This window comes from Shewanella sp. VB17, from assembly GCF_013248905.1.
Classification (GTDB): Bacteria; Pseudomonadota; Gammaproteobacteria; order Enterobacterales; family Shewanellaceae; genus Shewanella.
In genome coordinates, this window is sequence record NZ_JABRVS010000001.1 from 2542902 (window position 1) to 2556721 (window position 13820).

The following is a 13820-nucleotide window of genomic DNA, read 5'->3' on the forward strand; positions in this document are numbered from 1 at the left end:
GCACAGAGTGGATAAATCAATATTACTCAATATCGTTAATTCCCAAATGCTGGATTCAGGCTTATTGCCTTTTGTCAGATTCAGTAAAGAAGGTGGGCTGCTTGGTAGTGATACCAATGCTGATTGGCAATTAAAAGATAGGTTAAATCAAGTTCGACATCAACATTGCCGTATTGTTTGGCTAGATGAACAGTTTTGCCTCGAAGATCTCTGTGGTGAAGTGTTTATTAACAATGCTTCTATGCCTGTTGGGGTGAACCGTTTTGCCAGTCTTAATGAGAATGATGAAATCAATGTTGGCCCTTATAAGGTCAGAATATCATTAGGGCAGGGTACGAATGACGCTAGCTCAATGAGCCATCGCATATCGGAACTGTTTAGTGAAAATAATTTTGCTGATTTGATGAGTGAGTCTTCGTCTGAAGTTGCGCACGATCATAATGATATTTCCATTGACGATCCTATGTTAGCACTAGATGCATTGCAGCAAAAATCACTAGAGAACACATTAAGTTTTGCATCTAAGCAAGCAGACAAAGTTGACAATAATAGTCTAATCGATGACCAATATTCGATTAGCGATAAAGAGCTAACCGTGCAAGCTGATTCCGAATATACCGCTGATTCTGCGATTGCATTAACACAACACACTTACTTGGATAATTTTACCATGGATGAGAATACGCTAGATTTGTTGGAATCTGAATTACATGCTGAACTGGACATAGATCTGGCCAAAAACAGTACATTCACAGGCGAGCATATTACCGCTGGCCCTCTATTTCGTGGCCTAGGTACACAAGTTGGCGATGTCCGAAATAGCGCACAAATGCAAGCTATTGCAGTGGATTTAGGCTCGGCATTAAAAGCGGCTATTACAGGGCTACTTTCGTTGCATAGCACGGCAAATCAAAGCCGTTACGAGCTAATGAATAAAAATTTACAACCAATTGAAGATAATCCGCTTCGATTGGGTCTAGATTATGAAGAAACAATCAATACCCTGTTTTCTTATGACAGGAGCCCGGTTCATTTATCATCAGAAGCGGCTATTACCGAAAGTATCCAATCTGTTGAACATCATAATGAAGCGGTTCAATCGGCGATCAGTGAAGCACTGGATTATATCTTATTGGCTTTTTCTCCTGAAAAATTGTTAAAGCGGTTTAAGCAGTATCGTAAATCAAGTGATGCTAATTTAGAGGCTGGCGATAAATGGGCTTGGTCTATGTATGAAAAATACTACGCTGAGCTGACCTCTAACCGCCAAAAAGGTTTTGAGAAACTCTTCTGGGAAGTTTTTGAGCAAGCCTACGATCGTAAGCTGCGTGAACTTCAAAGGGAGTGCTAATGAATATACTGCGCCTAGTGCTTATGATCTCGTTGTTGAGCCAACTCACTGGGTGTGGTTCTGTATGGGAAGGCACTAAAAAAGTGGGCCAAGTCATTTGGGATCCTTCTATTCCTGTTGGGGCACCGAAAGATCAACCGACACGATTAACTTACAGCATAGTGGCGCAGCAAGATGTGAACCAAAATGCCAATGGTGATGCGACACCTATAGAGTTTCAATTATTTGAATTAGAAGAAGATTCAAAGTTATTAGCCGCTGATTATGATTCCTTAGTCACAGACTTTGAAGATGCGCTAGGGTCAAACTACATCGATCACAGTGATTTTACCTTGTTACCTGGTCAGTTTAAATTCATCGAATCTTTTGAAGTTGATGAGGATACACGCTACATAGGTGTCATGGCTCACTTTGGTGATCCAGATGTTTCACAGTGGAAAAAAGTAATTAAAATCAAACCAATAGGAAGAGAGTATCATTTGTTGATTTTATTTAAAGAACAGGAAGTCATTCTGGATAAAGTGGAATAATCATGTCGTCAAAAAATAGAGTAATTTGGTCTGAAGGTCTATTCATCAAGCCACAGCATTTCCAGCAGCAGCAACGTTATTTTGAATATATTACTGATGCAAGATTGGATTCGGTGCACGGTCACCTTTATGGGGTTGCACAGCTTGAAATAAACCCTGAATATCTTGGCTTTGGCCGCATTGCAATACAAGCTGCGAAAGGCGTGATGCAAGATGGCACTGTGTTTAATATTCCCCAAGAGGATGTTCAGCCTAATGCATTAGAGGTTGCCGATGGTTCATTGGCGAACCAAATCGTTTACCTCGCTTTGTCGCTACGCAGTGATTCGATAACAGAAGTCACAGAGGCGTCCGTATCAGGCAATTCTCGCTATGTGACTCATCGTCATGAAGCGCGTGATATTCATACTAAACAGGGTGATTTTTCGACTATTGAAGTCAGCCCAGTGCACATGAAACTCATGTTTGAAAAAGAAGATCGCAGTGCATATACCTCAGTCGCCATTGCTAAAATTTTAGAAAAGCGTCCTGATGGAAGTGTGGTGCTCGATCCTCATTTTATTCCTTGTCATTATAATGTAGTCGGTATCCCTATATTACATCGTTTTATTGGTGAAATGGCTGGAATGATGCGTGAAAGAGCCAAAAACATAGCCCAACGAATTGGTTCTCCAAGTCAGGGTGGTGTGGCTGATGTGTCTGATTTCATGTTGTTGCAAGCATTAAACAGAATGCAACCTGCATTACAGCATATGTCACAGTTAAAGAGTCTGCATCCAGAACAGCTTTACCTTACTTTGGTGAGCATTTGCGGCGAGCTTTTTTCATTCACTGATGACAGCCGGTTAGCGCCTTTGTTTACAGCTTATGATCACGATATGCCTGTTACCTCATTTACCTTATTAATGAATATGTTACGACAGTCACTTAGCATAGTACTTGAGCCTAAAGCGGTATCGTTACAGTTGCAAAAGCGTAAATACGGCCTGATGGTTGCGCCAGTACAAGATCCTGATTTAATTAAAGAAGCTGACTTTATTTTGGCTGTACGAGCCAAATTGCCGTTAGAAGAGTTGAAGAAACTCTTTTTACAGCAGACCAAGATTTCATCGGTTGAGAAAATTCGTGAGCTTATTTCATTGCAACTTCCTGGTGTTGGGCTGACTCCCTTGCCGGTTGCGCCAAGGCAGTTGCCTTATCACGCAGGTTACACCTATTTTCAGTTAGATCGCAGCAGTAAATCATGGGAAATGCTCAATAATTCTACTGGATTTGCTTTCCATGTGGCGGGTGATTTTCCAGAGCTTGAGCTGCAATTTTGGGCCATAAGGAATTAATGCGATGAAACCTCAAAAAAAACCGCTAACAGAGCAACAGTTAGACGATGTCTTGTTTGATGAAGCACGTAATATTGATGCAGATAAAGAATATTGGTTTCAATTACGTGGTGATAACATTAACCCTTTGATTGATGCCGCTGCACCATTGATGGGCATGGTTTTTAGAGTGAGAAAACTGGCCGAATTGGCGGATGTTGACAAGCTTTACCACAACAGTGTCGATGATATTACCGCGATTGAAGCTGAATTGATTGAGCTCGGATATGATCGAGCGATTATTCTGGCTTATCGTTATGTGTTGTGCTGTTTTATTGATGAAGCGGTCATGAATACCCCTTGGGGATCAGACAGTATGTGGGCTGAACATTCTTTGCTTACGCGTTTTCATAATGAAACGTGGGGCGGTGAAAAAGTGTTCAGCATTCTACAACGTTTAGAAACAGAAGCGCTGACGTATAAAGAGCTACTTGAATTTATCTATCTCTGTTTTTGTTTAGGTTTTGAGGGGCGCTATAAAGTGATGGCCAATGGTAAAGAAGAGTTCGATAAGATCATTAATCGTCTTTACGAAACTTTAAGGCACCTAAAGGATGAAGAGCCAGAACTGTTAACCAGTGCGACAGAACATGTGGTGAACACTAAATTTCAAATCGGTAGGCAAATGCCTATTTGGACTGTTTTTGCGGGTTTTTCTGTGGCGTTAAGCGTGATTTTTATTTTTTATTCTGTTTCGTTGGCCAATAAATCAGCGGGTGTGTTAGACAAACTTTTCCAGATCTTAAATTAAGGATATTTTATGATCCGTATTGAATTAAGTACGCTTATTACAAAACTAAACCCTATCAGTAAGTTGGCTATGGAAGAAGCTGCTTCCTTGTGTATTGGAAGGCGCAACGAAGAAATTACGCTATCGCACTTCTTGTACAGTTTATTAGATAATCCTCTTAGTGATCTTAGGGTACTGCTGAAGCACTCAAGTTGTGACTTAAGCGAATTCAAATCGATACTTGGCAATACCTTACCCAGAGGAGAAAGCTTGGATACCTATCCGTCTTTTTCACCTTTATTGGTTGAGTTATTGCAAGATGCATGGTTGCTGTCTACCACCGAATTAGCGCAGACTGAGCTGAGAAGTGGTGCGGTTTTACTGGCTGCATTAATGCATTCAAATCGTTATTTACCTATTGAACTGGTCAATTTCTTCAGTGACATTAATCGTGAAACTTGGCGTAAAAATTTCAGCATTTTAACCTCCACATCGTCGGAATCTGCAGCTAATTCGACACAGGGTGACAAGGCATCCAGTGCACCGACTCAAGCATCAGCCAATAGCGCTTTAGACAAGTTTACCACTAACTTTACTCAATTTGCCCAAGACGGTGAATTGGATCCGGTACTGTGTCGTGATGATGAGATCAATCTCATGATCGATATTTTGTGTCGCCGTCGTAAGAATAATCCGATCGTTGTCGGTGACGCTGGTGTCGGTAAAAGTGCTGTCGTTGAGGGACTGGCACTGCGAATTGTTGCTGAAAAAGTGCCTGATTCTTTAAAGGGAGTGCAACTGCTGTCTTTGGATTTGGGACTGCTGCAGGCTGGGGCTTCAGTCAAGGGAGAGTTTGAAAAGCGTCTTAAAGGTGTCATTGATGAAGTGAAAAGCTCGGCGATACCCATTATTTTGTTTATTGATGAAGCGCATACCCTCATCGGTGCTGGTAACCAAGAAGGTGGTGGTGACGCGGCGAATTTACTCAAACCGGCACTGGCTCGAGGTGAATTACGCACCATAGGGGCAACGACTTGGAAAGAATATAAAAAATATTTTGAAAAAGATCCTGCACTTACTCGACGTTTTCAACTCGTCAAGCTTGACGAACCGACAGCAGAACAAGCGGTCACTATCCTGCGTGGATTACACAGTGTGTATGAGTCTGCGCATCAGGTTTTGATCCAAGATTGTGCGTTAAAAGCGGCAGCGCATCTGTCGAATCGTTACTTGTCAGGTCGTCAATTGCCAGACAAAGCCATTGATGTGTTAGATACTGCTTGTGCGCGTATTGCCATTAACCTTACTTCACCGCCAAGAAGGCTATCTGAACTTGAGGGAGTGATCCATCAAACAGAGGTTGAGATGTCCCTATTGCTAAGGCAAACGGCGATAGGTCAAACGGTCGATACTGAGTATTTAGCTGAGCTTGAAGAGATCACAAGCAATGCTTCACAAGAGTATCAAACACTCGAGTCTTTGTGGCAACAGCAACAAACCATTGTTCATAAGATTATCGCCTGTCGTAGCGAGATTTTAGCCGATGATGATATTGACAGAGATCTTGAGGCATTGCGTCATGAATTACAGTCCATGGAGTTATCACTGGCAGAGATAAGTGTGGATAACACGTTAATCATTCCTCAGGTTGATGAACAGCAAATTGCTTCTGTGATAGCTGATTGGACCGGTGTGCCCGTTGAGCAGATGAACAGTGATGAGTTACATAAAATTACCCATTTACCACAATTGTTGGGTGAATCACTTAAAGGTCAAGATATTGCCATTTCACGTCTACATAAGAATATGTTGACTGCACGAGCAGACTTACGTAAAGCAGGGCGCCCTAAAGGAGCATTTTTACTTGTTGGTCCCAGTGGTGTCGGAAAAACTGAGACAGTGATCCAAATTGCGGAGCAACTCTATGGTGGTAAGCAGTTCCTGACGACCATCAATATGTCAGAATACCAAGAGAAACACACAGTATCACGTTTGATTGGCTCGCCTCCAGGTTATGTGGGCTATGGAGAAGGCGGAGTATTAACCGAATCCATTCGTAAAATGCCTTATTCAATTGTGTTACTCGATGAAGTTGAAAAAGCGCATCCAGATGTATTGAATCTGTTTTACCAAGCGTTTGATAAAGGTGAGTTGGCTGATGGAGAAGGCCGTTTAATTGATTGCCAGAATATTTTGTTTTTCTTAACCTCTAATCTTGGCTATCAAACCATCGTCGATAACGCTGAGACGCCAGAGCTTATCGAAACACAATTGTACCCAGAATTGGCCAGTTTCTTTAAACCTGCTCTGTTGGCGCGTATGGAAGTTGTGCCTTATTTGCCGCTTGGAGAAGCCGTATTACGGCAAATTATCGAGGCCAAATTAACGGCGCTAACATCGCGACTTGCATTACGATACAAGGCGGACGTTTTCTGTTCTGAAGCGCTTACTGATGAAATTATCCGACGTACAACACGCACTGAAAATGGGGCTCGTATGTTAGAAGCGATCATTGACGGGCAAATGTTACCTCCTATCGCCTTAGCATTGCTTAATAAATTGGCTAATAAGGAGCCTGTATTCAGTATCAAACTGGGCTGTATTGACGGTGAGTTTGTTGGAGAGGTCTGTTAGTGAGCACGGGGCAGTGGTTACAACAAACATCAAATTTGATTGCATGTGATCAAGTCAATGATGTGATTGATCAATTTATGCAGACGTTACAAGAAGAGCTAGAGTTAACGAACTCGCTTTTTTTAACACTGTCTGTTGATGGTCGTCAGCTTGTTACGTCTGCTTTTCAATCCACAGGTTTGTTGCACATTAATGATCGAACAAGCTGGAATGTCAGTGACTTCCAGCATCCATTTGCCCATGTATTGCATGCCGGAAAACCTATGGTGTTGGATTATTACAGCTTGGCTTACTGGCGTGATAACAGTGAGTTTAAGGCATTTGTCTCAGGGATCCCTAAAGAGATGAGTTTACTCTTATATCCTTTGAAACAAAATCAGCAGATGTTAGGTTTAGTGTGTTTCACTTTTACTTCAACGATTAATCTACTTAAGCGGCAGGACTGGCAGCAATATTGTGGAGTGTTTACGCGCCACTGGCAGTTATTAAATACGGTGGCAGATCAGACTGGCCAAGCTTGCCGATTAACAGACTCAATTGCTGAAATCAAAGGCAAAATCATGTTAAAAGAGGATCTTGCGCGTTTATCTGAAGAGTTGGTGGGAGACTCAGGTGTGATGCTAAATCTCCGGCAAGAGGTACTACGTGGCGCCAATACTTTATTATCTGTCATGGTGCAAGGCGAAACGGGGACAGGTAAAGAATTAGTGGCTAAAGCAGTGCATCATTATTCGGCTCGCCATCAAGCGCCTTTTGTCGCGATAAACTGTGCGGCGATTCCTGAAAATTTACTTGAGTCAGAACTCTTTGGTTATACAAAAGGGGCGTTTTCTGGTGCGGCCAGCAATAAGATTGGTTTGATTGCTCAAGCGGATAAAGGCACGCTTTTTCTTGATGAAATTGGTGATATGCCATTGGCGTTACAGTCTAAGTTACTGAGAGTATTAGAGTCTGGAGATTTTCGAGCGCTAGGGGCGAGTACAGAAATGCATTCTGATTTTCGCTTAGTAGCCGCCACACACGTGAAGTTAAAAGAGAAAGTGGACGCGGGCGAGTTTAGACGAGATTTATATTATCGTTTATGTCAATTTCCGATCACCGTTCCAAGACTCAGCGAACGTTTGGGTGATGTGCCTATTTTAACACACCACTTTATTCGTCGTTTTAATCGTCAACATCACACTCATATAGCAGGTATACGTTATGAAACCTTATCAAAATTAGGTGAGTATGGTTACCCTGGTAATGTGCGTGAATTGAGGAATATGGTCGAATATGCCTGTGCATTAACTTCCCATAATGGTGAAATTGATATCACGGCACTTCCTTCCTTTGCTGAGTCTCAAATAGAAATTGATGAATTAAAAGACAATGAATATGCCAATATTGGTGATCTCAAAGAGGCTGTCGCACAATTTGAGCGCAATATTATCCGTACTCGGATCCATAGGTTTAAAGGCGACCGTACTAAAGCTGCCATGAGTTTAGGCCTACCTAAACGAACGTTTTCTCATAAATGTTTAAAGTTGGAGATAAATGAATAATGTTACAGGGTAAGGGATTAATCCTGTCTGGATTGCTGCTGTCCGCATCCATGTGTTATGCACAGGCCCAGACACTTGATGATGCTCACTCGTGTGTGACAATCACGAGTAAGCTTGAACGGCTTTATTGCTTCGACCGGGTGTTTTCAACCCCCTTATTCACACCTTCGAAGGTCGAGGTGCAAGGACATGCGGTAGAACAAACTAGAGCGCTGGCTAATGAAGCGCGCAGGACAAGCGAAACCCATTTCTTGCTAGGACAAGAAAAGAATAATCCTGACAATGTATGGCTGACGGCGTCAGCGATAGGCGCGCTACCTCCCCGACCTATTTTAATGCTGAGTTGTATTGATGGGATAAGCAGAGTAGAGCTGATATTAGCTGATTACGTTGACAAAGGCTCAGTGTTAGTGGCGATTAATAAATCGCTAACAGCAGGTCAACGTTGGATAAGTGATGATACAGGATTTGTATTTCGCTCTGGACGAGGTGTTCCTTCGATTAAACGTATGAAAGAAATGTTGGCAGGTGAGAGCTTTACTTTGCATTCAGATCAAGCGCAATTTAATGATTTACAGTTTGATGCTCAAGGATTAAAGCAAGCGCTTAAACCTCTTCGTAACATTTGTGGTTGGTGAAGAAGATGACACATGAATACCTTAAAAAGATCACTGCGCCGATAGCGGGAGAGAGTCCCGTTGGAGAGAGACTGCATGATGATCCACTTTTTGATTTTGTTGAAAGCCAATTAATGAAAGTAGGATCGCTTTCTCATGCTGAAGTGCAATGGGGGGAGGTTGAAACCGCCATTGTGACCTTATTAGGCACACGCAGTAAAGATCTCAAATTGATCACTTATTTAATGCAGTGCGTGCAATATCAAGCCAGCATTGAAAGGTTTAGCTTATCATTGGGCATTTTAGATGCATTTATGCAGTCTTTTTGGGAAACATGTTTCCCAGCACCGGGTGCGCGTGGCGTCTTACCTAGGCGTAAGTACTTTAGTCAAATAATGCAAAGAAGCATTAAAGTGGGAGAGAGTGTCGACACGCAATTTTGTGATCCCGACAGCCAATCTCTCTTACTGTCACGTTTGGCGAGTTTGTTTGAGACGGCTGATAAATTGGAGTTACCCACCGATGATTTAGCGCAGCTGCAAACGCGCTTAACCCGTCAATTTGATCGCAATGAACAAAGTGCACCTGCGGTTTCTCATGGAAGTGTACAGGGCAGTTCAGGTGAGGTCGCTCAACACTCACCACCAACGAGTGCCCCTAAGTTAGAAATCGATTCAACTAATGATAAAGCAACTAAACAAACTTTACTCAAAGTTGCTGATTTTATTTCAGAATTTGAAACAGGTATAGGACTAAGTCTTAGGATCCGCCGCTTTGCGACTTGGTTTGCTATTTCTGGTGTGCCAGTGAATGCCAACGCAGCAGGAGAGACGAGCCTGATGCCAATAGCGACAGATAGGATCAATGAATATAAGACTCAGCTAGAAAGAGGCGCCGATATGGCATTGCTTAGGCGGATTGAACAGAGTTTGACCCTGAGCCCATTTTGGCTTGATGGCCATTATTTAAGTGCGCAAATCGCCTCAGCATTGGGGCAACTGGAATGGGCGAAAGCGATCCATGAAGATACGGCAGCTTTTGTGGTACGACTGCCTAAATTACTCATGATGTCATTTAAAGGCGGTATGGCATTTGCTAATGCAGAAACACGAAGTTGGTTAGATGAAGGTTATGGCGGTAACAGTTTTGATTGCAATGGACAGGGAGTAGAACAACAGCGTGCAGAGGTAACTGAACTGGCTGAGTCTGGTGGGTTATCAGTGGCATTTGCCAGTTTAAATGAGCATTTGCAGCAAGCATCTGAGCCAAGGGATGCTTTTTATTTGCGCTTACTGGGTGCAGATTTAAAGCAAAATCATCAATTGTCAGCAATGGCGAGTGTCGATTATCAAGTACTATACGAGCAGGCAAATCAAACAGTCTTAGCTGACTGGGAGCCTACGCTCATGGCTCGTTTAAAACAAAAAGCCAATTTTGATTAAGTCAGGGAATAACAATATGTGGTCTAAGCTCAATTATTTATTTATGAAGATACTACCGGAGATAAAATCGGCAATGCCGATTTTAATTGTGGCTATTTTTGTGTTGATTAACGTCGGGATCTGGTGGGCAGGCCCTTGGCTTGTCGTTGATGAACAGCAGCCTCTTACGAGTGTGATGGCAAGAGCGATTACCAGCACTATTTTCTCATTGTCATGTTTTACTTTCTGGGGCTGGCTTCAGTGGCGAAAACTGAAACATTACAATTTGGAGAATGAGCAATCTCAGCAATTGAAAGAAGATCCCATTAAAGGACTCGTTGAACGTCAAGAAGTGGAACTTAATGACGTTATGTCGGGATTAAAAGACAGCTTAAATACTCGAAATTATTTATATGCTTTACCTTGGTATCTAGTATTAGGTGTAGAAAACGCTGGAAAAACCAGTCTGATTAATCGTTCAGGACAAAAATTTGTCTTTTCTTCGGTGATGCGCGCTTCAGGTAAAAAAACTGAAAATCCTTATTCGTTTGATTGGTGGATAAGTGACGATGCGGTGTTAATTGATCCTGATGGTGAGTTATTAACTCAGAAGACAGTTGAAGGTACCAATGAAGGCGAGATGGCAAGACGCCTATGGACGCATTTTGTTGGATGGCTTGAGAATACCCGTAGCCGTCGTCCGTTAAACGGCGTGGTACTTGCGCTCGATATGGCTAGTATGATTAGTTCTGCTACCTCAGAACGCAAGGCTTACGCACAGCTGCTGCGTGCTCGCCTACGTGAATTGATGGAAACCTTATCGACCCGACTCCCTGTGTATATCACCTTAACTAAGCTGGATCTTTTACTCGGTTTTGAACCTTTTTTTCGTCACTATACGCAAGCACAGCGTGATGAGATCATGGGCTTCACCTTTTCGTTAAATTCTGTCAACGATCTTGACAGTTGGTTAGCGGAATTTGATGCTGATTACCGTGGCTTTATTGAACGTATTAATGCCCAACTTCCTCGAGCATTATTGCAGTGCCGTGATAAAGAAGAGCGCACTGCGATCTACAGTTTTACTCGCCAGATAGCGGGATCACATCAAGTGTTGCAGGAGTTTTTAGGTGATGCATTAGCCAGTGATCAATTTTCTACCTCGGCTTTAGTCAGAGGAGTTTATTTTTCCTCGGTGTATCAACAAGGTGTGCCAACCAATGCTTATGTTGACAGTGCTTCACGTCGGTATGGTTTGAGAGAGTCAATTAATAGTGCTCAAAAGTCAGATAATTCTACACCTTACTTTATCCATACTTTATTTCATAAAATTATTTACCCTGAAGCCGGCCTCGCATCGGATAATTTCAAAGTGGCCAAGCAAAAGCGGCGTCTAATGATGCTCTCTTTTGTGGCCTGTTCGATAGCATCAGTTTTGTTAGTCGGCACTTGGCACAGATATTACCTGCTTAATAGCCATCAAGCCGATGCTGTGCTTAATAAAGTGACAGCGTTTAATGAACTTAATGAAGTGTCTAGCTTTGATGTGTTGGGTAAAAGCATTATTCCGCCTTTAAACACCATACGTACGGCCACGCTTGAATTTGGTTTTTTCCGCGATAAACCTAAATTCATTTCTGATTTTGGTCTTTATCAAGGTCATACCATTGGGCCAAAAGTAGAAGAGACATATTTGAAGTTATTGTCATATCGCTATTTACCTGCTTTATTGAAGCAAGTTGCGACAGACATGTCCAGAGCGCCCAATAAGAGTAATGAAAAGTTAGCCATGCTGCGGGTGTTCCGCATGATGGTGGATAAAAGTGGACGTCATGATGATTTTGTTAAGTCATACTTTACGCAAGTTTGGCAAAAGTCTTATGAAGGTGACCGAATACTCCAGACTCAACTGATGGAGCATCTTGACTATGCATTACTGCATACCGATCTGCAATCATTGCGCGATGCAGGGGCATTTGAGGCTGAAGCTAAGCTTAAACCTTATGACAGTTTGATTGCTCAAACGCAGCAAGAGTTAAGTTCGTTGCCCATAGAGCAGCGAGTGTATCGCCAGTTAAAGCAGTCTGCAAGTTCTGCTCTTGGTACATCTTTGGATTTAAAATTGGCCACTGGGCCAGCTTATGAATTGGTGTTCGCACAAAGAGATGCAGGCAAAGCAACACTGGATCCGATGAAAATTCCCCGTTTATTAAGTAAGCAAGGTTTTGAGCGTTATTTCATTCCAAAATCGGATTCAATTGCTGACTTAGCCTTGATAGACAGTTGGGTATTGGGTCAATCAGAATCGACTGATTTTAGTCAAGCTGATAAAGTTGCGCTTAGAAATAAGATCATTAACCAATATATTCTTGACTATAAATCATCATGGCGTAAGGCATTAAATGGTTTCGAATTGCAGGATTTTAATGATATCAATCATGGTGTCTTAGTGATCGATAATTTTGCGATCAGTAATCGTCCGATTAATCGAATTTTAGACAGCTTGACTAAAAATACTGAGTTGTTTCCCTCAATGCCTGATGATCTCAGTGCACAAAAGGCCATATTGGATTCACCGCAGTATCAAATTGCGGCAAAAATCGATGCTGACTTTACTGGGCTTAATCAACTACAGAAAACCGATGGTAACCAACCTGTTTATCTTGATGAGGTCATGGATTCTATTGGACGTTTACATGGCTATTTGAAATCGATACAAGATGCACCGGATGTGGGTAAAGCGGCGCTTAAGGCAGCGCAGGATAGATTGACACTCAGTGATACCGATCCTATCTATGCGCTAGCGCGGATCTCTGCCAGCTTACCTAAGCCTATGGACACCATGGTGGGGAAAATGGCCAGCGAGAGTTGGAAAGTGATCCTGCAAAGCGCGATTAAGCATTTAGAAGTACGTTGGTACAATGAAGTTTTTCAAGAATATCAACAAAATCTTGCATCACGTTACCCGTTTAATCCAGCATCGACTAAACAGGTTTCTATTGATGACTTTCAACGCTTCTTTGGTCCAGAAGGAACCTTGAATACTTTTTATAACGATCAAATGAAGATGTTTCTTGAAGAAAACTTTGATGCACTTAATCAATTTAGTCAAGGTAACTCGAATTTGGTGCGCAATGAAGTATTGGCATCATTAAAGCAAGCTAAGCAAATCCAGCAAGCCTTCTTTAACCCTAAAGGCAATCTGGATGTTGAGTTCTCACTTGAAGCACTTAAAATGAGTGCCAATAAACGCAGAAGTGTCATGAATATCGATGGGCAGTTTGTCGAATATACGCATGGCCCGCAACGCGGAATTAATTTGATTTGGCCTAACACACTAAGAAAATCAGCGCTTAGTAAGCTGACCTTAGTACCAACGGAGACAGAGGCTTCACCGCGTTCTGTTGAGTTTGAAGGGCCTTGGGCATTCTTCCGCTTACTTGACAGTGCAAAAATGTCTGGCAGTAGCTCAACCAGTGTCGACTATCAGTTTGAGGTGGATAAAGGCGATGTGACTTACCGTTTACGTACTCGTGACAATGTGAATCCGTTCACGACTAAGTTACTCAGTGGTTTTAAAATCCCTAAAACCTTGTACTAAGGTTGATTGAACAACC

9 protein-coding genes are annotated in these 13820 nt (G+C 42.3%); all 9 read left to right on the top strand.

All coding sequences use genetic code 11. From position 1 onward, the window contains the following. Window positions 1–7: 7 nt before the first annotated feature. The 9 genes from tagH to tssM are packed head-to-tail and all read left to right on the top strand — an operon-like array spanning window position 8 to window position 13804. Window positions 8–1351 carry a type VI secretion system-associated FHA domain protein TagH gene (gene tagH, locus HQQ94_RS10905; protein WP_173294441.1) on the top strand — a complete coding sequence of 448 codons (1344 nt, stop codon included), beginning with the start codon at window positions 8–10 and terminating at the stop codon, window positions 1349–1351. Further along, window positions 1351–1881 carry a type VI secretion system lipoprotein TssJ gene (tssJ, locus tag HQQ94_RS10910; RefSeq protein ID WP_173294442.1) on the top strand — a complete coding sequence of 177 codons (531 nt, stop codon included), beginning with the start codon at window positions 1351–1353 and terminating at the stop codon, window positions 1879–1881. The genes tagH and tssJ overlap by 1 nt, the downstream gene beginning before the upstream one ends. Window positions 1882–1883: 2 nt before the next feature. Continuing rightward, window positions 1884–3218, top strand: a complete 1335-nt coding sequence (tssK, locus tag HQQ94_RS10915; RefSeq protein ID WP_173294443.1) for a type VI secretion system baseplate subunit TssK — start codon at window positions 1884–1886, stop codon at window positions 3216–3218. 4 nt (window positions 3219–3222) lie between these two features. Beyond that, entirely contained in the window at window positions 3223–4008 is a 786-nt protein-coding gene (gene icmH / locus HQQ94_RS10920; protein WP_173294444.1) for a type IVB secretion system protein IcmH/DotU, read from the top strand. Window positions 4009–4017: 9 nt separating this feature from the next. Continuing rightward, complete coding sequence (gene tssH, locus HQQ94_RS10925; RefSeq protein WP_173294445.1) at window positions 4018–6621, top strand: type VI secretion system ATPase TssH; 2604 nt, start codon at window positions 4018–4020, stop codon at window positions 6619–6621. Beyond that, window positions 6621–8165, top strand: coding sequence for a sigma-54-dependent Fis family transcriptional regulator (locus HQQ94_RS22985; protein ID WP_173294446.1), 1545 nt, complete (start codon window positions 6621–6623; stop codon window positions 8163–8165). Before tssH ends, HQQ94_RS22985 begins: the two co-directional genes overlap by 1 nt. Next, window positions 8165–8803, top strand: coding sequence for a type VI secretion system-associated protein VasI (vasI, locus tag HQQ94_RS10935; RefSeq protein ID WP_173294447.1), 639 nt, complete (start codon window positions 8165–8167; stop codon window positions 8801–8803). The genes HQQ94_RS22985 and vasI overlap by 1 nt, the downstream gene beginning before the upstream one ends. A gap of 5 nt (window positions 8804–8808) precedes the next feature. Continuing rightward, entirely contained in the window at window positions 8809–10224 is a 1416-nt protein-coding gene (tssA, locus tag HQQ94_RS10940) for a type VI secretion system protein TssA (protein ID WP_173294452.1), read from the top strand. Window positions 10225–10240: 16 nt separating this feature from the next. Beyond that, on the top strand, window positions 10241–13804 hold the full coding sequence (tssM, locus tag HQQ94_RS10945; protein ID WP_173294454.1) for a type VI secretion system membrane subunit TssM: 3564 nt from the start codon (window positions 10241–10243) through the stop codon (window positions 13802–13804). The last annotated feature ends 16 nt before the right edge of the window (window positions 13805–13820 follow it).